The sequence below is a fragment of the Winogradskyella sp. genome, assembly GCF_013213975.1.
GTDB lineage: Bacteria > Bacteroidota > Bacteroidia > Flavobacteriales > Flavobacteriaceae > Winogradskyella.
Map to the genome: position 1 here is coordinate 13432 of NZ_JABSST010000004.1, position 25990 is coordinate 39421.

The window sequence follows — 25990 nt, forward strand, 5'->3', positions numbered from 1 at the left end:
AGAACTTTTTATGAAACACAATTGTATCCCTCAACAATTTCAAATCAACGAACTGATTCATCAATCGACGTATTTACTTAATGGCGAATTAATAGAGTGGAGTGGTGAAACAACAGATATATATTCGACAATTTCTTCAACAGAAGATTACAAACCAACCTTATTAGGAAGTATTCCTACTTTAACAGAAACGGAGGCGTTACAAGCCTTAGATGCGGCTTCTGAAGCCTATGGGAAAGGACAAGGATTATGGCCAACTATGAAAGTTTTAGATCGTGTAGAATGTATGTTAAAGTTCGTTGAACAGATGAAAACCAAGCGCGAAGAAGTTGTAAAATTATTAATGTGGGAAATTGGTAAAAATTTACCAGATTCTCAAAAAGAATTTGATAGAACAGTCCAATATATTTACGACACTATTGAAGATTATAAGCAGTTAGATCGGGATAGCGCGAAGTTTCATAAGCAAAGTGGTGTCCATGCACATATAAGACGCGGTCCGCTAGGAGTAGTATTGTGTTTGGGGCCTTATAATTATCCTTTAAACGAAACCTTTGCACTTTTAATTCCCGCTTTAATAATGGGAAATACAACGATATTTAAACCTGCAAAATTCGGGGTATTATTATTATCACCACTTTTAGAGGCGTTTCAAAATAGCTTCCCCAAAGGTGTGGTTAATATTCTTTACGGCAGAGGCAGAACTGTTGCTACTCCAATAATGAAGGATGGCAGAGTTGATGTTTTGGCTTTGATTGGTAATAGTAAGTCTGCAAACGCATTGCAAGATCATCACCCAAAAAGTAACAGGCTAAGGATGGTTCTAGGATTAGAAGCTAAAAATCCTGCTATTGTTTTAAAGGATGCGGATTTGGATTTAGCTATAGCTGAGTGTATTGCAGGAACAACCTCTTTTAATGGACAACGTTGTACGGCATTAAAAGTATTATATGTCCACGAGGATGTTGTTGATGAATTTAACAGGCGATTCTCAAATGCTGTTGACGCTTTGAAATTTGGTAATCCTTGGGATAAGGATGTTAAACTGACTCCGTTACCAGAGCCAGATAAACCTGTTTATATTCAAGAATTAATTGATGATGCTAAGATAAAGGGTGCAAGTATATTAAATTCTAGAGGTGGTGAAACCACTGATAATTATATATTCCCGGCTATCTTATATCCTGTGACTAAGGATATGCGCGTATATGAAGAAGAGCAATTTGGTCCCGTAATACCCGTAATTCCTTTCTCTAAAATCGGCGAGCCTTTAGATGATATGGCTGCTTCTAATTATGGGCAACAAGTTAGTTTGTTTGGGAAAGACACTAGAACATTAGCGCCATTAATTGATACTTTAGTTAATTTGGTTTGTAGAGTAAATCTTAATAGTTCATGCCAAAGAGGCCCTGATGTTTATCCATTTACTGGACGTAAGGATTCAGCAGTAGCAACTTTGAGTGTTCATGATGCGCTTCGTTCTTTTTCAATTAGAACGTTTGTAGCTTCGAAAGACAACGATTATAATAATGCGATTTTAAAGGAACTACTTGATTCTAACGCTTCAAATTTTGTAAGTACTGATTACTTATTGTAGTTAATTAGTTAGATATTCATAAAATAGCTTTGGTTATTTTATGAATATCATAATAATTTTTAATTGTAAATTAATTAGGAAGTCCGTTAAAAATATATTTCTACCTTTACACCCAGAATTAAACCATAAAAGCAGATAGCTTGTTAGTATTAACCTTCATATTTATTTTTAGCACTGTTGTTCTTCGCAATAACAGCAGAAGGTTACGTCCTATTTTCCGTCGCCCGTAAGGGTATGTATTTATTTTGGAACCTAGGTGAGTCCGGTTCCCTTTTCAAAACATTTCAAAACACATTTTAACACTAAAACACAATTGCAATGAAAATTGTTATTGCTGATAAGTCACATACGGTATATGCAGATATAATTTGCAAAACCATTGAAGATGCTGCGCAAGTAAGAGGTACTGGTATTGCTAAGCGCCAGCCAACATATATCATATCTAAAATTGAAAATGGGAATGCTGTGATAGCACTAAAAGACAACAAATTTGCCGGTTTCTGTTATATCGAATCGTGGAGTCATGGAAAGTTTGTAGCCAATTCAGGATTAATTGTTCATCCTGATTTTAGAAATCAAGGTTTAGCTAAGCAAATTAAGACTGTCATTTTTGAACATTCAAGGACTAAATTTCCTAACGCCAAAGTCTTTAGTATAACTACAGGATTAGCAGTAATGAAGATGAATAGTAATTTGGGTTATAAGCCTGTTACTTTCTCTGAGCTTACTGATGATCAATCATTTTGGAATGGTTGCCAGACTTGCAAAAATTACGATGTACTTCAACGTACTGAGCAAAAGATGTGTCTGTGTACAGGAATGTTGTACGATCCAAGCAAGAAAAAAGGTAAAGAAAGTTCAAATCATAAATATGATAAAAAAGTATGGACGAGATTAAAAAGCATCAAGCAATCTCGATTCCTTAAAAAGGATAAGACATGAAAAATAGATTAGTTATAGCCTATAGTGGTGGATTAGACACCTCTTATTGTGCATTGAGTTTGAGTAAAGCTGGTTATGATGTGCATGCTGTTAGTGTTAATACAGGAGGTTTTACAAAAGAAGAAATCAAAAGCATTGAAACTAATGCCTATAAAATGGGTGTATCTACCTACAAGAATATAGACGCCATTAGTTCATATTATAATAAGGTAATTAAACACCTCATTTATGGTAATGTTCTCAAAAACAATACCTATCCATTATCCGTGAGTGCAGAACGAATAATTCAAGCCATTGAAATTGTAAAATATGCGAATGACATTGATGCTAAATTTATAGCTCATGGCAGTACTGGAGCTGGGAATGATCAAGTAAGGTTTGATATGATTTTCCAAACTTTAGCGCCAGATATTGAAATTATAACACCAATAAGAGATGGTAAATTAAGCAGACAGGAAGAGATTGATTATCTCAAAGCAAATGGTGTTGATTTGCAATGGGAAAAGGCTAAGTACTCCGTTAATCAAGGGCTTTGGGGAACCAGTGTTGGAGGAGAAGAAACGCTAACTTCTAAAAATCCTTTACCTGAGTATGCATATCCATCTCAATTAGAAAACTACGAAACACAAAATATTGAGCTTCATTTTAAAGAAGGTGAATTGGTTGGAGTTGATGAATTTAAGTCTGAACCTCAGCATTGTATAGCGTATTTAAATAAAGTGGCTTCCAAATTTGCCATTGGTAGAGATATTCATGTTGGTGATACCATTGTTGGGATTAAAGGACGTGTAGGTTTTGAAGCAGCTGCAGCTTTAATTACTATTAAAGCGCATCATTTATTAGAAAAGCATACCCTAACAAAATGGCAACTACAGCATAAGGAGTACTTATCTAGTTTTTATGGAATGCATTTGCATGAAGGACAATATTTAGATCCTGTTATGCGAGATATAGAAGCTTTCCTAAAGAACAGTCAATCCAAGGTTTCTGGAAGTGTTTTTGTTTCCTTAAAGGCGTATCATTTTTCCTTGGATGGTATAGCCTCACCTAATGATTTAATGAATGCCAAATTTGGAAGTTATGGTGAAGACAATAAAGGCTGGACCGCAGATGAGGTCAAAGGATTTATCAAAATTAATGGTAATCAAAATAGAATCTATCACCACGTAAATTCATAGTAATGATAAAGGTAGGAATTATAGGAGGAGCAGGATATACCGCTGGAGAATTGATCAGACTTTTGTTAAATCATAATCAGGTTTCAATTGATTTCGTTTTTAGCACATCTAATGCTGGTAATAAAGTTTCTAAAGTGCATCAGGATTTGATTGGATCAACTGAAATTGGTTTTACTAGCGAAATTAATTCGAATGTAGATGTTCTCTTTTTGTGCTTGGGTCACGGAAATTCCAAAGCATTTTTAGAGCAAAATAGCTTTTCTGGTCATACTAAAGTCATTGATTTAAGTAATGATTTTAGACTGGAGCCTAGCCAGACATTTGAGAATAAATCCTTTGTTTATGGTTTACCAGAATTTCAAAAAGAGCGAATTAAAACCTCAAATTTTGTGGCAAACCCTGGGTGTTTTGCTACAGCTATTCAATTGGCAGTTTTACCGCTCGCCAATGCTGAGTTATTAACCAATGATATTCATATTAATGCAGTTACTGGTGCAACAGGCGCAGGAACTTCTTTGTCTAAAACAACACATTTTACATGGCGCGACAATAACTTTTCCTATTACAAGCCTTTTACACATCAACATTTGGGTGAAATAGAACAAACCATAAATGGGCTTCAAAATAGCTTTCAGTCTAACGTACATTTTATTCCTAATCGCGGTAATTTTTCAAGAGGCATTTTTGCAACGGTATATACAGATTATGAAGGTACAATAGATGATGCTACCCAGTTGTATCAAGACTATTATAAGGATGCAGCCTTTACTTTTATTTCAGAAGAGGCAGTGCATTTAAAACAGGTAGTGAATACTAACAAGTGTATCATTCATTTACATAAGCATAATGAAAAGCTATTAATCACAAGTATAATAGATAACCTACTAAAAGGAGCTTCAGGTCAAGCTGTACAGAATATGAACTTGATGCTTGGATTTAATGAAACTGAAGGATTAAACCTAAAAGCCAACTTCTTCTAAAACCATAGATTATGAAAATTGCAATTATAGGAACAGGAAACTTAGGAAAATCTATAGCAAAAGGCTTGATAACTACCGACGCTATAACCTCACTTTATCTTACCAAAAGAAATTTGAGTGATATACAAAGTTTTAAAGGGTATAAAAATGTCTTTTTAACTTCAGACAATATAGAGGCCGTTAAGCATTCAGATATTTTAATTTTTGCTGTTCAACCTGCTCATTTTGAAGAAATTCTTCAAACGATAAATCCGTATTTAACGGAGAAGCATGTTTTAATATCCACAATAACCGGATTTACCATTTCAAAAATTGAAGCTGAGGTTGGTGAGCAGAATTTTATTATCAGAGCTATGCCAAATACGGCTATTGCAGTTGGTAAATCCATGACCTGTTTATGTGCTAATGCAAATGGTGAAAAGCGCATTAAAATAGCGGCGGCTATTTTTAACAGACTTGGGCACTCATTGACTATTCCAGAATCACAAATGCAAGCCGCAACGGTTGTTTGCGCAAGTGGTATTGCCTTTTGGATGCGTTTGATTAGAGCCACAACACAAGCGGCGATTCAGCTTGGTTTTGATGCCAAGGAAGCCCAAGAATTGGCGATGCACACGAGTGAAGGAGCTGCTAACTTATTAATTACAACTGGGAATCATCCTGAAGAAGAGATTGATAAAGTTACAACACCAATGGGTTGCACCATTGAAGGTTTGAATGAGATGGAACACAAGGGCTTGAGCTCTTCCTTAATTCAAGGTATGGTAACATCATTCAAAAAGATTAATACAATAAAAGAAGAACAGATATGAGTTTATTTAATGTATATCCGTTGTATGATGTAACTCCAGTTAAGGCCAAAGATGTCTATATATATGACGACCAGGGACAATCGTATCTCGATCTTTATGGCGGTCATGCGGTTATTTCTATCGGGCATTCACATCCAAAATATGTCACTGCCATTACTAATCAATTGGAACAATTAGGGTTTTACAGTAATTCTATAGTTAATCCTTTGCAGATAGAATTAGCTAATAAACTGAAAGTCGTTTCAGGATGTAATGACTATGAATTATTTTTATGTAATTCTGGTGCAGAAGCTAATGAGAATGCATTGAAATTAGCGTCATTCCATACGCAAAAGTCAAAAGTTTTAGCGTTTAAAAATGGATTCCATGGTAGAACATCGGCAGCAGTTGCAGCAACGGATAACAGAAAAATTATATCTCCTTTGAATGCACAACAAAAGGTTGATTTCGTCGACCTAGGAGATTTAGAATCTGTAGAAGCTATCCTTAAACAGAACCAAACTTGTGCTATAATAGTTGAATGTATTCAAGGCGTTGGTGGATTAGATCAGAGTACTACAGCATTTTATCAAGGTTTAGAGCAATTATGTAAGACTTACAACACTTTATTAATTGCAGACGAAGTGCAATCTGGTTTTGGTAGAACTGGTGAATTCTTCGCCTTTCAAAAGCACAAGATCACTCCAGACATCATCTCAATAGCTAAAGGCATGGGTAATGGATTCCCTGTTGGCGGTATATTGATTTACTCTGAGATAAAAGCGTCATTCGGATTATTGGGAACAACTTTTGGAGGGAATCATTTAGCCTGTGCTGCAACTTTATCAGTATTGGAGGTTTTAGACCAACAACAATTAATGAATAATGCCACAGATATATCTGAATATTTTATGGAGCAGGCTAAGAAGCTTCCAAAACTTAAAGCTATAAAAGGGAGAGGTTTAATGTTAGGCTTAGAGTTCGATTTTCCGATTTCTGAATTACGAAAAACGCTCATTTTTAAACATCACATTTTTACAGGGAGCTCGAAGAACCCAAACCTTATTCGAATTTTACCGCCCTTAACGGTAAAGAAAAGCCATATAGATATGCTTATTGAAGCATTGCATTCAGAATTAAAATAATATGAAACATTATACATCTATTTACGATATAGAAAATCTACAGCAATGTATTGCTGACGCTAAGGCTCTTAAAAAAGATCCCTATGCTTTTGATGATTTAGGAAAGCATAAAACTTTGGTCATGCTCTTTTTCAATTCAAGTTTGAGAACACGTTTAAGTACAGAAAAAGCAGCAAAGCATTTAGGTATGGATGTCATGGTTTTAAACATTGACAATGCCTGGAATTTAGAATTTGAAGATGGCACAATTATGAATCTCGATACTTCTGAACATATTAAAGAGGCAGCACAAGTGATCTCACAGTATGCAGACATTATTGCGGTCAGAGCATTCCCAACGTTGAAGGATAAGGACAAAGATGAATCTGAGCTTATACTCAGTAGTTTTAAATCTTATGCCACAGTTCCTATTGTAAATATGGAAAGTTCAACAGCACATCCATTACAGGCATTAGCAGATGCCATTACAATTTCTGAATTAACTGAAGTTAAGAAACCTAAAGTTGTGCTCTCTTGGGCACCACATCCCAAAGCCTTACCACAGGCTGTAGCAAATTCATTTGTAAAGATGATGCAACAACTAGATATAGAGTTTGAAATTACGCATCCAGAAGGGTATGAGCTAAACCCTGAAATTGTTAAGGATAGTAAAGTGAACTACAATCAAAACGAAGCTTTAAAGCATGCCGATTTTGTATATGTCAAGAATTGGAGCAGTTACAGCGATTATGGGAAGATACTGACTGAAGATGCTGATTGGATGATGACTAAAGCTAAGTTAGGAGATGCCAAGTTTATGCACTGTTTGCCAGTAAGACGAAATGTTGTGGTAGAAGATGCCGTTTTAGATAGTGCACAATCTGTGGTTATTGAGCAAGCTAACAATAGAACATATGCTGCGCAGATTGTATTAAAAAATATTTTAGAGAACCTTTAAAATGCAAACACTAAAAATCATAAAAATAGGTGGGAACATCATTGACGATCAAAAAGCATTATCTGACTTTTTAAAACAATTGGCAACACTAGAAGGTCCTAAAATTCTAGTACACGGTGGAGGTAAGTTGGCTTCCAAAATGACAGAGCGGTTAGAAGTGCCAGTTAAAATGCATAATGGCAGACGTATTACAGATGCAGAAACCCTAGATATTGTAACAATGGTGTACGCAGGAAAAATAAATAAAACAATCGTAGCACAGTTACAAGCCAATCAATGTAATGCTATTGGATTAACCGGATCTGATGGTAATACTATTATTACTGAAAAAAGAGCAATCAATCAGATAGATTTTGGGTTTGTTGGAGATGTTAAGGCTGTGAATACGGATAGTCTAGACTTACTAATAGATAACAAAATTACCCCTGTTTTTTGCGCTATAACTCATGATAAAAAAGGACAACTACTTAATACCAATGCAGACACAATTGCTTCTGAATTAGCCATTGCATTTTCCAAAAATTTCAGAACGGAATTGTATTACTGTTTTGAAAAAAATGGCGTTTTAAAGGACGTTTCAGATAATGATTCTGTAATTGAAACTATAGATGCTAAGTACTATCAAAAACTAATTGAAGAGCATATAATAGCTGATGGCATGTTGCCTAAGCTCACCAATTGTTTTAATGCTATTGAAAAAAATGTGAGTAAGGTTTGTGTTGGCAAGCCTAGTATGCTATTTCAATCAGATTCAATTTATACAACACTTATAAAATGATAAAGACATTAACCAAAGATGCTATTGCCTTATTGAAGCAATTAATTGAGACTCCATCGTTTTCATCACAAGAAGGTGATACAGCGGTATTGATTGAGCAGTGGTTTATAAATCATAAGATTCCATTTAAAAGGCAAGCACATAACGTTTGGACTTTCAATAAATACTTCGATGACAGTAAACCGACACTTCTTTTAAATTCCCATCATGACACGGTTAAACCAAACAACGGTTATACTAAAGATCCGTTTCAAGCTATAGTAGAAGGGGATAAATTATATGGCTTAGGAAGTAATGATGCTGGAGGATGTTTGGTGTCGCTACTAGCAACTTTTACATATTTCTATGAAAATAGAAACCTCAACTATAATCTTGTTATTGTGGCTTCAGCAGAAGAGGAAAGTAGTGGTCCAAATGGATTAAACAGTATGTTACCTGTGATTCCAAAAATTGATGTTGCCATTGTTGGTGAACCGACCTTAATGCAGCTTGCTGTTGCAGAAAAGGGCTTGGTGGTTTTTGACGCCAAAGTAAAAGGTACTGCAAGTCATGCAGCACATCCAAATGACGATAATGCCATTTATAATACCATCGATGTATTAAAGTGGTTTCAAGAGTTTAAGTTCGATAAAAAGTCACTTGTTCTTGGAGATGTTAAAATGACTGTCACTCAAATCAATGCTGGCAAACAGCATAATGCCGTACCGTCAGAGGTTGATTTGGTTGTTGATGTTCGTGTTAATGATAGGTATAGTAATGCCGAGATTGCTGAGATACTTAAGCAGAAGTCTCCTTGTACTAGCATTGAAGCGCGAAGTTTGAGATTAAATTCATCGGCAATTCCGATTCATCATGAGTTGGTGAAAGCTGGAATAAAATTAGGTAGAGAGACTTATGGGTCACCTACCTTGTCCGATCAAGCCGTATTAAGCTGTCCATCTCTGAAATTAGGTCCAGGTGATAGCACACGTTCTCATACAGCAGACGAGTATATTTATATATCGGAAATTGAAGAAGGTATAGATATCTATATAAAAATGTTAAATCAGGTATTATGAAACTCTGGGAAAAAGGATTTACAATCGATAGAAAAATAGAACAATTTACTGTTGGCAATGATAGGGAAATTGATCTGCATATCGCCAAATATGATGTACAAGCATCTTTGGCACATGCTGTTATGTTAGAGTCTATAGGAATTTTAAACTCTAAAGAACTCGAACAATTGAAAAATGGCTTAGAAGGAATTTCAAATGCAATCGAAAACGGTGAATTTATAATAGAAGACACCTTTGAGGATGTGCATTCTAAAATCGAATACGAACTCACAAAAACTTTGGGAGATGTTGGTAAAAAAATTCACACAGCACGTTCCAGAAACGATCAAGTTTTAGTGGCTTTACAGTTGTATTATAAAAATAGTTTAAAGGAGATTAATAAAAGAGTCAAAGAGCTATTTGATACACTATTAAACTTGGCGGCTACACATAAAGATGCAGTATTGCCTGGCTATACGCACTTACAAGTTGCCATGCCATCGTCTTTTGGACTTTGGTTTTCTTCTTATGCTGAACTTTTGATTGATGATGTGCATGTATTAAATGCCGTTGAAAAAATTGTAGATCAAAATCCCTTAGGATCGGCAGCAGGATATGGAAGTTCATTCCCAATTGATAGAAATTTAACCACTAAAGAACTTCAATTTTCAACCTTAAAGTATAATGTTGTCGCAGCACAATTAAGTCGAGGAAAAAGTGAACGATCTATCGCTAGCGCTTTAGGTGGTTTAGCAAACACTCTGGCGCGTTTTGCAATGGATATTTGCTTGTATATGAGCCAGAATTTTGGGTTTATTAGTTTTCCAGACGAACTCACAACAGGAAGTAGTATTATGCCACATAAGAAGAATCCTGATGTCTTTGAATTGATTAGAGGAAAATGCAATAAGATTCAAGCTTTACATACTGAAATGCTACTCATTACCAACAATTTACCTAGTGGTTACCATAGAGATTTTCAATTGCTTAAAGAGCATATGATTAGTGCCTTTGAAGACCTTAAGAACATTTTGGATATTTTTAATTATGCAATTCAACAAATCATAGTTAAGGATGTAGACTTAACAGATGAAAAATATAAATATCTTTTTACTGTTGACAGTATTAATAACCTTGTGGTAGAAGGCATGTCCTTTAGACAGGCTTATCAAGAGATTGGTAGCCAAGTACAAAACGATACTTATAAGCCAGATTTAGGTAAACCACATACACATATTGGCAGTATGGGTAATTTATGTTTAGATGAAATACGAGCTAAGTATCCAAAATAAAAAGCATCCGAAAGGATGCTTTTTTGACCTACTAGAATTTATAGCCCTTACCCTAAAACAAAGACTAGTAGTACATTATTTAGACACGTGGTAAATCGCTGTCATCTTTTAAAGGCAGATGAGATTCACCCATTAAATAGGCATCTACATGATGTGCAGCTTGGCGACCTTCTGAAATGGCCCAAACAATTAAGGATTGTCCACGACGCATATCTCCTGCAGCAAAAATACCTGGTACGTTTGTGGCATAATCTTTAGTTGTTGCTTGGATGTTAGTTCTAAAATCCATTTCTAACCCAAATTGTTCAGCTAAGGTGGTTTCTGATCCTGTAAAACCAAGCGCCAGTAAGGCCAAATCGCATTTCCATTCCTTTTCGGTGCCCTCAATTTCTTTAAGTTGTGGTCGTTCACCTTTGGTGAATAACCATTCAACTTCAACTGTTTTTAAACCTTTTAGATGGCCTTTACCATCGCCTAAAAATTCTTTGGTAGAAATACTAAAAAAGCGTTCTACACCTTCTTTGTGAGAAGAACTTGTTCTCAATTTCATTGGCCAATAAGGCCATGGTTGATGTGTAGGACGTCCTTCAGTAGGTTTGCTTAGAATTTCAAAATTAGTTACGGATTTAGCACCATGACGGTTAGAAGTCCCTATACAATCACTTCCAGTATCACCTCCACCAATCACAACTACATCCTTACCTTCTGCTGAAATAATAGACTCGAAATCAGTTAAACCATCTACATATTGGTTGTTTAATTTCAAGAAGTCCATGGCTTGTATAACACCTTTTAAATCAGATCCTGGAATCGGGATACTGCGTCTTACAGTGGCACCACCACAAAGTACAATAGCATCATACTCATCCTTTAGTCTGTTAGCGTCGACATTCCCTCCAACATGAGCATTTGTCTTAAATACAATACCTTCTTCTTCTAAAATCTTAAGACGTCTATCGATGACATGTTTTTCCATTTTAAAATCAGGAATACCATAGCGTAATAAGCCTCCAATCTTTTCATCACGTTCAAAAACAGTAACATTATGGCCAGCTCTGTTTAATTGTTGTGCTGCTGCTAATCCAGAAGGTCCAGAACCTACTACAGCCACTGATTTTCCGGTTCTTACTTTAGGTGGATTTGCAGCAATCCAACCTTCTTTGAAAGCTGTTTCGACAATATTTTTTTCAATATTCTCAATGGTCACAGGATCTTCATTAATACCTAAAACGCATGCTTCTTCACATGGTGCTGGACATAATCTGCCTGTGAATTCAGGGAAATTATTGGTTTTATGTAAAATTTCTGCGGCCTCTTTCCATTTTCCTTTATACACCTTATCATTAAAATCAGGAATTAAATTCCCAAGCGGACAACCACTATGGCAAAACGGAATACCGCAATCCATACAACGTGCTCCTTGATTTTTAAGCCCTTCTTCTTTTAGCGGAATCATAAATTCCTTATAGTCTTTTATGCGTTTTTCTGGAGCAATATAGCTTTCGTTTTCTCTCTCAAATTCTAAAAATCCTGTTACCTTTCCCATGACTTAAGCTGTTTGTAATTGTTCTTCTTTCTCTAATCTTAATAAAGCTTGCTTATACTCTTCTGGAAGTATTTTTTTGAATTTTGGAAGTGTATTTTTCCAATCATCTAAAAGACGTCTAGCCAAAGGACTACCTGTCGCTAAAAAGTGGTTTTCAACCAACTGTTCTAGTTGAACTTGATCCTCTACTGTGCTAACCGGATCAATATTTAATTCAGAGGAATTGCAAAAAGATTCAAAAGTGTTATCACTATCTAGAACGTAAGCTATACCTCCACTCATACCGGCTCCAAAATTGCGACCTACAGACCCCAAGATCACAGCAACACCGCCTGTCATGTATTCACAACCATGATCTCCAATACCTTCTACTACTGCTTTGGCTCCTGAATTACGAACGCAAAAACGTTCACCGGCCTTACCGTTTATATAAACTTCTCCACTGGTTGCACCATATAATGTTACATTACCTGTAATGATATTTTCCTCAGGTACAATCGTACATTCTTTAGGTACTTTAATGATCAACTTACCTCCAGATAAACCTTTTCCTAGATAATCATTGGTATTACCATGAACAGTCATACTTACGCCTTTAGTAGTAAAGGCTCCAAAACTTTGACCGGCAGATCCTGTAAAGTCAATATTAATAGTGTCTTCTGGTAAGCCATTAGCACCATATATTTTAGAGATTTCATTGCTCACAATCGCACCCACCGCACGGTCTATATTGGTGATAGGTAACTCTAAATCTGTGCGCTGTCTTCTAAACAAAGCCTGGTGTGCTTGACGTATTATTTTAAAATCTAAATGCGTTTCTAGATTATGATCTTGTGTATCAGTATTGTAAAGTTTTACATCTTCTGAAACCTCTACTTTGTGCAGTATTGGTGTTAGATCAATACCAGAAGCCTTGTAATGTTCAATGGCTTTATTTCGGTTTAATTTCTGAACCTGACCTACCATTTCATTCACTGTTCGGAAACCAAGTTTAGCCATGATTTCACGCAACTCTTGTGCTACAAAATACATGTAGTTAACAACATGCTCTGGCTTGCCTTTAAATTTCTTTCTAAGTTCAGGATTCTGCGTTGCAATACCTACAGGACATGTATTTAAATGGCACACACGCATCATAATACATCCTGATGCCACAAGAGGAGCAGTAGCAAAACCAAATTCTTCAGCACCCAGTAAACAGGCGATGGCTACATCGCGACCGGTCTTTAATTGACCATCACATTCTAAAACTATTCGGTTACGTAGGTCATTCATAACCAAGGTTTGTTGTGCTTCTGCTATACCTAATTCCCAAGGTAAACCAGCATGACGCAAAGATGTTAAAGGAGACGCTCCTGTTCCACCGTCAAAGCCAGAAATAAGAATGACATCTGCTTTGGCTTTTGCAACACCAGCAGCAACAGTTCCAACACCAACTTCTGATACTAATTTTACATTAATACGTGCTGCTCTATTTGCAGATTTAGCATCATATATTAATTGTGATAAATCTTCAATAGAGTAAATATCGTGATGTGGTGGCGGCGAAATAAGTCCTACATAGGGAGTTGAATTTCTCGTTTTCGCAATTTCACGATTAACTTTTGGGCCAGGCAATTGACCACCTTCTCCAGGTTTTGCTCCTTGTGCAATTTTTATTTGAATTTCGTTAGCATTGGTCAGGTAATTTGAAGTGACTCCAAATCGACCCGATGCAATCTGCTTTATAGCAGAGTTTCTCCAGTCTCCTTGAGAACTTTTATAGAAGCGTTCTTGATCCTCACCGCCTTCTCCAGAATTGGATTTACCACCAATTCTATTCATGGCTACGGCTAAATTCTCATGCGCTTCTTTACTAATAGACCCATAAGACATAGCTCCAGTTTTAAAGCGCTTTACAATTTCTGTCCATGGCTCAACTTCATCAAGAGGAATTGGGTCAAATTGATCAAACTCAAAGAGACCTCTGATGGTCATTAAATGTTTAGATTGATCATTAACGAGTTGAGAGTATTCTTTATAAGTCGTAGCTTTATTTGTGCGAACTGCCTCTTGGAGTTTTGCTACAGTAAGCGGATTGAACATATGTTTTTCCTGACCTCGACGCCAACGGTAATCTCCACCAACTTGGATATCAATATGTGTGTCGTCCTTTTGAAATGCTTTACGATGACGTTTTACAATTTCTTGTTCAATTTCTCTTAAGCCAACACCTTGAATTCGTGTTGGTGTATTAGGAAAATACTTCTGAACAGTTGCTGTATTTATTCCAATACATTCAAACAATTGAGAGGCGCGATACGAATTTAAGGTTGAGATACCAATCTTATTCATCACCTTTAAAATACCCTTTCCAATGGCCTTATTGTAGTTTTTAATTGCTGTTAAATATTCTAAATCAGTGACGTCCTTGCTGTTAATTTGTTCCTGAACAATCTCGTTAACGATGTAAGGGTTAATTGCGCTTGCGCCAAAACCAAATAATAATGCAAAGTGATGAACCTCGCGTGGTTCTGCCGATTCGATGATGATGCTTACCTGTGAGCGTTTTCCTAATTTATGTAGCGCGTGATTAACATAAGAGCAAGCTAATAACGCTGGAATAGGTGCTTGATTTTCATTAACATAACGGTCAGACAAAATAATGATATTAGTACCATCGTCAATGGCTTTTGAAGCTTGCGCAATAAGATTCTCAAGAGCAACTTCTAATTCATTTAGACCTTTACTAACTTCATACAGCATTGAAATTGAAGTGACCTGAAAATCTGGATTAGAGTCAAAATTTCTGATCTTGTCTAAATCATGTTTAGAAATGACAGGATTTTGAATTTTCAGTTTCTTACAATGAGTTGCATTGATATCAAATAGGTTAACATCACTTCCAAGGGTTAAACTAATATCAGTAATCAATTCTTCTCTAATACCATCTAATGGTGGATTTGTAACCTGAGCAAAGAGCTGTTTAAAATAATTGTAGACTAATTGTGGACGTTCAGATAATACCGCAATTGGCGCATCGCTACCCATGGATCCAATAGGTTCTTTACCTAGTTGCGCCATTGGTCTGATGATGGTATTTAAATCCTCTCGGGTGTAACCAAAGACTATTTCTCGCTTTTTTAAATCTATTTCATCATATAATATTGGCCCTTTCTTCGCAGAAATATCCTTTAAGTGAACTAAGTTTTTATTGAGCCACTGTCTATAAGGGTATTTAGATGCTATTTCTTCTTTTATTTCCTCATCATTTACAATTCTTCCCTTATTCATGTCTACCAAGAACATCTTCCCTGGTTCTAGCCTTCCATGAAATTCAACGTTCTCTGGTTTAATATCAACTACACCTGTTTCTGAGGACATGATAACATTTCCACTTTTTGTAACGGTATAGCGCGATGGACGTAGACCGTTTCTATCCAGAACTGCTCCGATGTAATTACCATCTGTGAATGGTATAGAAGCTGGGCCATCCCATGGTTCCATTAAGCAAGAATTATACTCGTAGAATGCGCGTTTAGCATCAGACATATTTGGGTTTTTTTCCCAAGCTTCTGGAACAAGCATCATCATTGCTTCTGGCAAAGAACGCCCTGTCATTAAGAGTAATTCTACAACCATGTCTAAGGTTGCTGAATCCGACTTACCTTTTAAAATGGTCGGTATAACTCTTTTAATGTCATCACCAAACGCCTCACTCCGCATAATTTCTTCGCGTGAAAACATTCGAGAGACATTTCCTCTAAGGGTGTTAATCTCACCATTATGACATATGTATCTGAATGGTTGAGCCAAATCCCACGTTGGGAAGGTGTTGGTTGAGAAACGTTGGTGTACAAGTGCTAACCTGGTATCTAATGCCGAATTAAAGAGATCTAGATAATATTCGTTGATGTGCTCTGGCTTTAATAATCCCTTATAAATGATAATTTTTGTTGACAAACTAGGAACATAAAAGACTTTAGATTCTGAAAGTTTAGAATTATAAATAGTGTGTTCTGTAATTTTACGTGCAGCAAAAAGTTTTAAATTAAACGCTTTGTCGGTTTGTTCTGGGTGAGACTTGCCAATGAATATTTGTTTAACAAACGGTTCTGTAGATTTGGCAATTTCACCGAGAATTTTACTGTTTACAGGAACATCTCTCCAGCCAAATAATTTTAGTCCTTGATTAGCGATTTCTTTTTCAAAAACATCAATACAAAATTGACGTTGATTTTCTTTTCTTGGTAAGAACACATTACTTACTGCGTATTGCCCTGGTTTCGGCAACTCGAATTCGCAAAAAATCTTAAAAAACTTATGTGGAATATCAATTAAAATTCCAGCACCATCTCCAGTAACACCATCCGAACTAACTGCACCACGATGTTCTAATTTCACTAAAATTTCTAACGCTTTGTGTATGATATCATTTGAACGTTTTCCAGTAAGGCTACAAATAAAACCAGCACCACAATTATCATGTTCAAATTCGGGCAAATAAAGACCTTGTTTCTTCAGCATATCTCAAAAATTTCGCAAGTATTCTACTCCTATTATTAGCTCTAAGATAGACGCAAGAATTTGATTAAAAAAAAAGTCAATTCACTTTTCTCATATCCATAATTAAGTGATTTGTAAATGAAAAAATGGAAATTAAATGGACGAAAAATGCAAAATTCATAATGAGATTAATCTATAAATAGACTTAAAAAATTACGAAAACGTTTTCGAAAAATTCATTTTAATAAGAATAATTTAATGAAAATGATAAAAATATGAATTTTATTCATTTTTTAAATTATTAAATTTTAAAAAAAATCATTATAAAAAATTATACCTCAAAATAAAATGGGTGTAAAATGAGAAAATAATAAAAATAGTCTAATATACCCCCTTTTTTTAGGGGTATTAAATAAAATAAAATAGTTTTGACCATTGACTAACGTTTAAAACAGATTGAATTATGAAAAAAATGTTTACCTTATGTATGTTCTCTTTAGCATTTGGATTATTTGCACAGGAAGAAGAGACAGAAGAAAAAAAGTCATTTAGTTTTAGTGGAAGTATTGACGCTTATTATAGGGCTAACTTAACTGCTCCAAATGATGAAGATGCTATTGCCCCAGGATCGTCTTTTGCCAATTTGCCAGGTTTCTCTCTTGGTATGGCTAATATTATTGCTTCTTATGAAGGAGAGAAGATTGGATTTGTTGCTGATTTAGTCTTTGGTCCTAGAGGAACAGACGCCATTTTTGCCTCACCAATGTATTCTGCAACAGGGAACATTGTAAATCAATTATACGCCTACTGGAATGTAAATGAAAGTGTAACCTTAACCTTTGGTAATTTCAATACGTTCTTGGGTTATGAGGTTATTTCACCTGTAGCTAACTTTAATTATAGTACATCTTATCTTTTCTCTTATGGTCCTTTTAGTCATACAGGGTTAAAAGCAGACTTTGCTTTATCAGATGATTTAAGCTTAATGGTTGGTGTTTTTAATGACACGGATTTAACTGAATTTAATCCAACAGGTGATTATGCTGCTGGTGCCCAATTAGGTTACAAAGACCAGTATTTGAACTTATTATATGATCCATCATTTTTTGAAATTGATTTTACCGGGGGATTCAACCTTTCTGATGAATTCTTTTTAGGGATTAACGCGGCTTATTTAAGTTTAGAAGATGATGCAGGTGGATTTATGGGTGCGGCTTTATATCCTCAGTACACTGTTTCCGATACGTCTGCAATAGGTTTAAGAGTGGAGTACTTTGCTGAAGATGAAAATTTTGGTGCTATTGGTTCTGGAGTTGCAGATACTAGTGTTATTGCTGCAACATTAACAGGAAGTTTTACAATTGAAGATGATTTAATCATCAAGCCAGAAATACGACTGGATAGTGCCTCCGATGATGCGTTTATAGATAATGATTTAGCTGCAACAAAGAGTTTGGGTTCTTTCTTGATAGCTGCTGTCTATAAGTTCTAGTACTACAAAAATTTAACTAACAAAAACAAATAATTATGACTGACAACTTTTTAATGATATTGCCAAAATTTATGGCGATTCAAGAAGCTGTTCCAGCGACAACAAAGGACATTGAAGATGCTGTATCGGCAATCAACGGTGACTTAGGGATGCTTTGGATGCTTCTTTCGGGAATCTTAGTATTTTTTATGCAAGCAGGGTTTACCCTTGTTGAATCTGGGATGACACGATCAAAAAATGCGGTAAATATCGCAATGAAAAACTTACTTGATATTTGTGTTGGATCACTAACGTATTGGTTAGTAGGGTATTCTTTAATGTATGGTGACACTTCTAACGGATGGTTCTTCTGGAGTGGTTTATTTCAAGGTGAAGGTGCGGATTTATTTTTCCAAACAATGTTTGCTGCAACAGCTGCAACAATTGTATCTGGTGCCATAGCTGGTAGAACAAAATATTCTACTTATGTTATTTTCTCTGTAGTAATGACTGCTTTAATTTATCCTATTTCAGGTGGGTGGCAATGGCAAGGCGAAGGCTGGTTAACAGAATTAGGTTTCATTGACTTTGCTGGATCTTCAATTGTTCATTCTGTAGGTGGATGGGCTGCTTTAGTTGCTGCTATTTTGGTAGGACCGCGAATTGGAAAATTTGTTGATGGAAAAGTATTACCAATACCTGGACATAATCAAATCTTAGCGACTTTAGGTGTATTCATTCTTTGGTTAGGCTGGTTTGGATTTAACGGTGGATCTCAATTAGCTTGGGGAGGTGCAGATGCCATTGGAGCCTCAAATGTAGTGTTAATTACAAATATCGCAGCTGCAGCTGGTGGTTTAGGGGCATTAATTACTACTTGGATTTGGTACGGAAAACCACATTTAGCGCAAACTTTAAACGGTGCTTTAGCTGGATTAGTGAGTATTACTGCTGGATGTGGAAATATGTCTTCTCAAGGTGCTTTCTTAGCCGGTTTATTAGGTGGAATTTTAGTTGTATTCTCTATCGAATTTATTGAGAAGAAATTAAAAATAGATGATGCTATTGGTGCCGTTTCTGTACACGGAGTAGTAGGTGTATGGGGAACTGTAGTTATTGGATTATGGGGAATTGACGGTGACACAGGTATTGGTTTATTCAATGGAGGTGGTATTACGCAACTTGGCGTACAGGCTTTAGGTGCTTTAGCATATGCTGTTTGGGCTGTTGCTTTATCATGGATCGTTTTATTTACCTTAAAGAAAACAATTGGATTGCGTGTAAGTAAAGAAGTTGAAGAAAAAGGATTAGATTTGGCTGAACATGGAACTATTGCTTACCCCGGTAAGAGAGATAGAGGAGAATAGATTTTATATAAAATAATGAAACTTTACAAAGATTTTAAAATTGATCATATCATTTAGTTTTGTTAGCAAAACCCTCGGAATAAACTTTCGAGGGTTTGCATTTTAAATTATCAATAAAACTTGTATTATATCAATTAGACATTGTAAATCTTTAAATCTACCAGATTGATTCTTTATTCTAATTAATATTTCAGTTAATGCAATAAACATATGAAAAAGATAGAAGCAATAATTAAACAGCCTAAGTTTCCAGAAGTTAAATCTGCATTACATGATGTTGGGGTTAAGTTTTTCTCTTACTGGGAAGTTAATGCGGTATTAGATGAAAATGATACGTTTAAAAAATTGTATCTATCCATTTTGGTTAATGATGATTTTGAAGAAGTTACTATAAAAGCAATTCTTCAATCTGCATTCACTGGGGACGATGGTGATGGGAGGATTTTTATTTCCTCAATAGATGAAATATATAAAATTCGAACTAAGGAAAAAGGATCAAGAACTTTAAGATAATAGTCTTGTTTTATCAAATTTAGGCGTTTGATAAAGACACTATAAAGAGACTCAACAATATTGTTTTTAGCTATTAGCTAAATTCATTTTTGTTAGTTAAACCCTCTAAGGTGATTTGATTTAGAGGGTTTTCTTTGCATTAGTAAGAGAATTAAATTTTTTAATCTGAAAATTAAAAAAGACCCATTCAATATTAAAACTAAATGGGCCTCAGTAAAAGTATTTTTTATTACTACGCAGAATTACGGCTTGCATTAATGTTACCAAATAATGACCGTGTTACCATATTAGCATAAATCTTCATTTCTTCATTGTCTGGTTTAATCCCAGCTTTTTCCATATCCTGAATCTTTTTCAAGGCATATTGTTGAATCGTTAATAAGGGTAGAACAATGGATTCTCTAACGTTAATTGATGCTTTACCTGCAGGTTCTTCTTGCATTAATTCAGAATAACCAGTCAATTTAAGAATAAGGCGTTTAGAGGTTTCATATTCATCATAAATAATCTTCCAGAAGTCTCCGTATTCTTCATCATCTGCCATATATCTTGTTAAATCAAAAAAGGATTTAGATAGAGACATCATACTGTTTTCAATAAGTGTTTTAAAGAAATCAGATGTTTTAAATAAGATCTTTACCTTTTCAAATTCTCCATGGTCTTCATAGTACTTTAAGGCAGAACCTACACCAAAAAATCCAGGGACATTTTGTTTTAGTTGACTCCAAGATCCAACAAAAGGAATAGCTCTTAAATCTGAGAATACTAATCCATCAGATTTTCCACGTTTAGAGGGTCTACTACCAATATTAGTTTTAGCGTAATACTTTAAAGTACTCATATGCTCTAAATACGGTATAAACTTTGGATGTGCTTTAAAATCTGAATACACCTTATAACTCCGTTCAGCTAAGTCAGTCATAACAACTCTGTTTTCAGGCGTCATACTTAGATCTGTATCACTGATACTATTGTAAATACCAGAACTTATTAATTGTTCTAAGTTGTATTGTGAGGAATCTAAAGTTCCAAAGTTTGAACTAATCGTTTGTCCTTGAATAGTCAATTGTACTTCTTCATCTTCGATGGTTGGACCTAATGAGGCATAAAAGTTATGCGTTTTTCCACCTCCACGAGCAGGTGGTCCACCACGTCCATCAAAAAAGATGACTTTAATGCCATACTTTCTCGAAATCGCTGTTAAATTTTCTTTAGCTCTATAAATGGCCCAATTTGCCATTAAATAACCTCCATCTTTAGTACCGTCACTAAAGCCAAGCATAATGGTTTGTTTATTACCTCTAGATTTCAAATGTGCAGCATATTCTGGATTTGTATATAGCTCTTCCATAACCGTAGGTGCATTTTGTAAATCTGTTACAGTTTCAAAAAGAGGACCAATATCTACAGTTAGTTCATCTTGAAATGCCACTAATTTTAGCATGGCATACAATTGCATTACATTTAAAGTAGTTTGGTTGTTACTTATGATATAACGATTGGCAGCTTTCTCGCCATTATTCCCTTGAATGATCTTTATCACTTTCATGGTTTTTAAGGCTTTAAGGGTCTCTTCATCTTTAATTATAGATAAATCGACTTCACCCTTTACCTTAGAAAGTATTTTAATTTGTTCCTTTTCAGATAAATCATGATAGTTTTCTGGAAAGACAGAACTACCGTTTTCTATTAAGGCATTAACCATATCATTAAAAAACTGGGCGTGTTTTCTACTGTCTTGTCGGATGTCTAGATTAGCAAAGTGAAACCCAAATAAGTGAATTTTATTAAGCAAGCTATTGACTTCGGAGACATAAAGTGACTGGTGCTTATTGATTAGTAAATCCTTAATGACTTTCATTTCTGAGATGAAATGTTCAATAGTTAAATTAGATTCTTTATTGGTTATGATTTTCCAGAGTTCTGTCTCCAATGCAACTATGCGTTCCTCTACACCAACAAATGTTAATTTTCGTCTTAAACGGCGTGCGTCTCTGTAATAGTTTTTTATGACAGTTGAATGCAATCGTTCAGCAACACTAAGTGTTATCTCTGGTGTTACAAATGGATTGCCGTCGCGATCTCCTCCTGGCCAGAATCCAATATTGATAATATCATTTTCAATTTCCTTGCCTTCGAAGATATTTTCTTGGATATAATCGTAAATTTTCCCAAAAGATTTATAAAAGACATTTTCTAAATACCATATTAAACTAACCGCCTCGTCATATGGAGTTGGTTTTTTATGTTTAAAGAATGGTGTCTTGCCTAATTGTGCTAATAAATTATTTATTCTTAACAGATCATTTTCTTGAATGGCCTCTGTTAAATCTGTAATAATACCCAAAACTGATCCTGGATAAAACTGAGTGGGATGTGCTGTTAAAACAATTCTTACTTTAAACTCCTCTAAGTATTTTTTAAGAGTATCCAATTTACCCTCCTTTGCGACAGACTCTTTTAAACTTCTTAGGGTGCCAATACCATCCATATTATTCACCACAGGGAAGGCAGCATCTTCAATAGCATCAAACAAAACTACTTGACGCTCGATATACTGTATAAACCTAAAAAGTAAATTAATACGGCTCTTTGGGGATCGTCTTGCCTGGTACTTCTTAAAAAATGTATCTACTATTGTAGTTGGGTCTTCTTGATTGGAAAATCCGTTTTTACAAGTTTCATGAAACAAGGGTAGTAAAACACCTGTTTTAGTAATTGTATCGAAAGGAAGTGTCATAAATATACTGTTATATATCTGATATTTAGACAATACACTTTGATTGAATCTTGTAAGTTTAGGTTGTGTTGGCATTTTAATTTATATGATAGTTGATTGACCGAGATGAATATTGGTAAAGTTCATGTTACTGTCATTTGGATTATTGATAAAATCTTCAATAAACTCTCCAACTTTACTTGTTGTTACATTATCGTGATTGTCGTTAATATCTGGTGTTGAAATACCTAGTTTTAAAGATTTTTCAACAGCTTTATTAATTAATTGCGCTTCTAAAAACAATTCAAAATGCTCTAGAAGCATAGCAGCAGACAGAATAGAAGCAATAGGATTTGCTATGCCTTTACCAGTAGCTTGAGGATATGATCCGTGAATAGGTTCGAACATTGCATATGTCTCTCCAACTGAAGCAGAGGCTAATAATCCAATAGATCCACCAATAACACTAGCCTCGTCACTAATAATATCACCAAACATATTTTCAGTTAAAATAACATCAAATTGCTTTGGGTTTAGAATCATTTGCATCGCTGCATTATCAACAAATAAGAAGTCTAATTCTACATCTTGGTATTGCTGCGCAATTTCACCAACAACTTTTCTCCAGAGCCTTGAGCTCTCTAAAACGTTTGCTTTGTCAACCAAGGTAACTTTACCCTTTCTGTTTTGAGCGGCTTGAAAAGCTAAGTGTGTTATGCGTTCAATTTCTTCACGCGAATAGAGACATAAATCTGAGGCAACGTTTCCATTTTCACTTAAATGTTTATCACCGAAGTAAATACCACCCGTAAGTTCTCTATAAATTGAAATATCAGTCCCCTTAATAATATGTTCTTTTAAAGGAGATTTATCCAGCAGCGTTTCATAAGCTTTCACTGGTCTTATATTGGCAAATAAGCCTAATTCTTTTCTTAGTTTAAGTAGCCCTTGTTCCGGACGTATTTTAGCGCTTGGATCATTATCATATTTTGGATGACCAATAGAGCCAAATAAAATCGCATCAGACGTTTTGCACAATTCAAGGGTTTCATCGGGTAATGGATTATTGTATTTATCAATAGCTATAGCTCCAACATCTGCTTTTTTAAATGTAAAGCTATGATTAAATTCAGAGGCTATAGCCTTAAGTGCTTTTACTGCTTGATCAGTCACTTCTGGACCGATGCCATCACCTGGTAATACTGCTATATTTAACTTCATATCTAAGGCTTAATAAATTTTGTTAGCTTCAAAAGCTTCAATTAACTTTTTATTATTAATTAGGTAGTCAATATCATCATACCCATTTATCATACAGGTTTTTTTGTAAGGATCAATAGCAAACATTTCTGAGAGATCACTTCCTTCAATTGCAATGGTTTGTTGTTCTAGATTTACCTTCACTAAGGTCTCTGGATGGGATGTTACGTCTTGTAATAAGTGTTCTAAAAACTCCTTTGAAACCTGAACTGGCAATAAACCATTATTAAGTGCATTGCCTTTAAATATGTCCGCAAAGAAGCTTGAAACTACTACTTTGAATCCATATCCACCAATAGCCCATGCAGCATGTTCTCTACTAGAGCCACAACCAAAGTTATCTCCAGCAATTAAAATGCTTCCGCTGTAGACTTTATTGTTTAAAATAAATGATTCGTTTATTGATCCATCTTTATGAAACCTCCAATCTCTAAATACATTATCGCCAAATCCTTTTTTATCTGTCGCCTTTAAAAAGCGCGCAGGTATAATTTGGTCTGTATCAACATTCTCTATATTTAACGGAATGGCTGTAGATGTTAATGTCCTGAACTTTTCCATTAATTTAAGTGTTTTGTGATATCTATTATTTTTCCTTCAACTGCAGTAGCAGCTGCTACAAGTGGGCTCGCTAAAATGGTGCGAGAACCTTGTCCTTGTCGTCCTTCAAAATTTCGATTAGAAGTTGAGACACAATACTCACCTTGAGGTATTTTGTCATCATTCATTGCTAAACAGGCAGAGCAGCCAGGTTGACGAAGCTCAAAACCAGCTTCTGTAAAAATATCTTTTAATCCTTCATCTATAATTTGAGTTTCAACTTGTTTACTACCCGGTACAAGCCAGGCGGTAACGTTGTCAGCTTTTTTCTTTCCTTTAATAAAGTTTGCAGCTACCCTAAAATCTTCAATTCTTGAGTTGGTACAACTTCCTATAAAAACGTAATTAATAGGCTTATTTATCAGGCTCTCTCCTGCTTCAAAATCCATATAAGCCAATGACTTTTTAAAAGATGGATTTTCTTCAACAGGAATGGTGTCAGAGATTTTAATTCCCATACCAGGGTTAGTACCGTAGGTTACCATTGGTTCTATATCGGCAGCATCAAAATGATATTCTTTGTCAAAGACGGCCCCTTCATCTGTTGGAAGTGTTTTCCAATAGGCGACCTTCTTTTCAAAAGCTTCACCTTTTGGTGCAAATTCTCGGTTTTTAATATAATTAAACGTAGTTTGGTCAGGTGCTATCATGCCTCCACGCGCACCCATTTCTATGCTCATATTACAGACAGTCATTCGACCCTCCATACTCATTTCTTCGAAAACATTTCCTGCGTATTCACAGAAATAACCTGTTCCTGAGTTTGTGCCGAGCTTTGAAATGATGTAAAGGATAACATCTTTAGGAAGCACTCCCTTTTTTAGTTTACCATTTACAGTTACTCTTAAACTTTTTGGTTTAGTCAATAACAAACATTGACTTGCAAATACCTGAGCAACTTGGCTGGTTCCAATACCAAAAGCAATTGTTCCAAAAGCACCGTGAGTAGAGGTGTGACTATCACCACATACCATAGTAATACCGGGTTGCGTAATGCCAAGTTCTGGGGCCATAACATGGACAATACCATTATACTTATGGCCTAACTCATATAAGGTTATATTGTTCTTTTTGCAGTTAATTGAAAGTTGCTCTAACTGATGACGCGACAGGGCGTCTTTAACCGGTTGATCCTGATTTAAAGTCGGTGTATTGTGGTCTGCAGTAGCAACAATTTGATTTGGTCTAAAAATAGGAATTCCGCGATTTTCTAATTCGTTGAAAGCTTGCGGACTTGTTACTTCATGGATTAAGTGTTTGTCGATGTATAAAATCTGTGGACCATTTTCTATACTATCGACAACATGAGAATCCCATACTTTGTCAAATAGTGTTTTTTTACTCATCTAAGC

General features: G+C 35.4%; 19 protein-coding genes. 13 read left to right on the plus strand and 6 right to left on the minus strand.

Annotated features, from left to right (window positions below):
• The first annotated feature begins 10 nt into the window (after positions 1–10).
• From HRU49_RS00670 to argH, 10 genes are all read left to right on the plus strand, one after another.
• Complete coding sequence (locus HRU49_RS00670) at positions 11–1597, plus strand: NADP-dependent glyceraldehyde-3-phosphate dehydrogenase (RefSeq protein ID WP_296353102.1); 1587 nt, start codon at positions 11–13, stop codon at positions 1595–1597.
• 318 nt (positions 1598–1915) lie between these two features.
• The gene (locus tag HRU49_RS00675; RefSeq protein ID WP_296353104.1) at positions 1916–2539 is read left to right on the plus strand and encodes a GNAT family N-acetyltransferase; all 624 of its coding nucleotides are present in this window, start codon (positions 1916–1918) and stop codon (positions 2537–2539) included.
• A complete protein-coding gene (locus HRU49_RS00680) occupies positions 2536–3717 on the plus strand; it encodes an argininosuccinate synthase domain-containing protein (protein ID WP_296353107.1) in 1182 nt (393 codons plus the stop codon). The genes HRU49_RS00675 and HRU49_RS00680 overlap by 4 nt, the downstream gene beginning before the upstream one ends.
• 2 nt (positions 3718–3719) lie before the next feature.
• A complete protein-coding gene (gene argC / locus HRU49_RS00685; protein ID WP_296353109.1) occupies positions 3720–4697 on the plus strand; it encodes an N-acetyl-gamma-glutamyl-phosphate reductase in 978 nt (325 codons plus the stop codon).
• Positions 4698–4708: 11 nt separating this feature from the next.
• Positions 4709–5509 (plus strand): pyrroline-5-carboxylate reductase, encoded by an 801-nt coding sequence (gene proC, locus HRU49_RS00690; RefSeq protein ID WP_296353112.1) that lies wholly within the window; start codon positions 4709–4711, stop codon positions 5507–5509.
• Entirely contained in the window at positions 5506–6633 is a 1128-nt protein-coding gene (locus HRU49_RS00695) for an aminotransferase class III-fold pyridoxal phosphate-dependent enzyme (RefSeq protein WP_296353114.1), read from the plus strand. The genes proC and HRU49_RS00695 overlap by 4 nt, the downstream gene beginning before the upstream one ends.
• 1 nt (position 6634) lies before the next feature.
• On the plus strand, positions 6635–7570 hold the full coding sequence (locus HRU49_RS00700) for an acetylornithine carbamoyltransferase (protein ID WP_296353116.1): 936 nt from the start codon (positions 6635–6637) through the stop codon (positions 7568–7570).
• Position 7571: 1 nt separating this feature from the next.
• The gene (gene argB / locus HRU49_RS00705) at positions 7572–8348 is read left to right on the plus strand and encodes an acetylglutamate kinase (RefSeq protein ID WP_296353118.1); all 777 of its coding nucleotides are present in this window, start codon (positions 7572–7574) and stop codon (positions 8346–8348) included.
• Positions 8345–9406 (plus strand): M20 family metallo-hydrolase, encoded by a 1062-nt coding sequence (locus tag HRU49_RS00710; protein ID WP_296353120.1) that lies wholly within the window; start codon positions 8345–8347, stop codon positions 9404–9406. Before argB ends, HRU49_RS00710 begins: the two co-directional genes overlap by 4 nt.
• Positions 9403–10677 carry an argininosuccinate lyase gene (argH, locus tag HRU49_RS00715; RefSeq protein WP_296353122.1) on the plus strand — a complete coding sequence of 425 codons (1275 nt, stop codon included), beginning with the start codon at positions 9403–9405 and terminating at the stop codon, positions 10675–10677. The genes HRU49_RS00710 and argH overlap by 4 nt, the downstream gene beginning before the upstream one ends.
• A gap of 79 nt (positions 10678–10756) precedes the next feature.
• Here argH and HRU49_RS00720 read toward each other — a convergent pair whose 3' ends face one another.
• Together HRU49_RS00720 and gltB are read right to left on the minus strand one after the other, a co-directional pair.
• On the minus strand, positions 10757–12223 hold the full coding sequence (locus HRU49_RS00720; RefSeq protein ID WP_296353124.1) for a glutamate synthase subunit beta: 1467 nt from the start codon (positions 12221–12223) through the stop codon (positions 10757–10759).
• Positions 12224–12226: 3 nt separating this feature from the next.
• Positions 12227–16729, minus strand: coding sequence for a glutamate synthase large subunit (gene gltB, locus HRU49_RS00725; RefSeq protein ID WP_296353127.1), 4503 nt, complete (start codon positions 16727–16729; stop codon positions 12227–12229).
• A 442-nt stretch (positions 16730–17171) separates the two neighbouring features.
• Between gltB and HRU49_RS00730 the strand changes: the two genes are divergently transcribed.
• The 3 genes from HRU49_RS00730 to HRU49_RS00740 all read left to right on the plus strand — a co-directional run bounded on the left by HRU49_RS00730 (position 17172) and on the right by HRU49_RS00740 (position 20059).
• A complete protein-coding gene (locus HRU49_RS00730) occupies positions 17172–18200 on the plus strand; it encodes a porin (RefSeq protein WP_296353129.1) in 1029 nt (342 codons plus the stop codon).
• A gap of 71 nt (positions 18201–18271) precedes the next feature.
• Complete coding sequence (locus tag HRU49_RS00735) at positions 18272–19546, plus strand: ammonium transporter (protein WP_296353177.1); 1275 nt, start codon at positions 18272–18274, stop codon at positions 19544–19546.
• Positions 19547–19756: 210 nt separating this feature from the next.
• Positions 19757–20059, plus strand: a complete 303-nt coding sequence (locus HRU49_RS00740; protein WP_296353130.1) for a P-II family nitrogen regulator — start codon at positions 19757–19759, stop codon at positions 20057–20059.
• A gap of 232 nt (positions 20060–20291) precedes the next feature.
• Here the strand turns inward: HRU49_RS00740 and HRU49_RS00745 are convergent, their stop codons facing one another.
• From HRU49_RS00745 to leuC, 4 genes are read right to left on the minus strand one after another with little or no spacing between them, the layout of a single operon-like run.
• Positions 20292–22874 (minus strand): phosphoenolpyruvate carboxylase, encoded by a 2583-nt coding sequence (locus tag HRU49_RS00745; RefSeq protein WP_296353132.1) that lies wholly within the window; start codon positions 22872–22874, stop codon positions 20292–20294.
• Positions 22875–22880: 6 nt separating this feature from the next.
• A complete protein-coding gene (gene leuB / locus HRU49_RS00750) occupies positions 22881–23999 on the minus strand; it encodes a 3-isopropylmalate dehydrogenase (RefSeq protein WP_296353134.1) in 1119 nt (372 codons plus the stop codon).
• A 9-nt stretch (positions 24000–24008) separates the two neighbouring features.
• Positions 24009–24599 (minus strand): 3-isopropylmalate dehydratase small subunit, encoded by a 591-nt coding sequence (gene leuD / locus HRU49_RS00755; RefSeq protein WP_296353136.1) that lies wholly within the window; start codon positions 24597–24599, stop codon positions 24009–24011.
• Positions 24599–25984 carry a 3-isopropylmalate dehydratase large subunit gene (leuC, locus tag HRU49_RS00760; protein ID WP_296353138.1) on the minus strand — a complete coding sequence of 462 codons (1386 nt, stop codon included), beginning with the start codon at positions 25982–25984 and terminating at the stop codon, positions 24599–24601. The genes leuD and leuC overlap by 1 nt, the downstream gene beginning before the upstream one ends.
• Between the last annotated feature and the right edge of the window lie 6 nt (positions 25985–25990).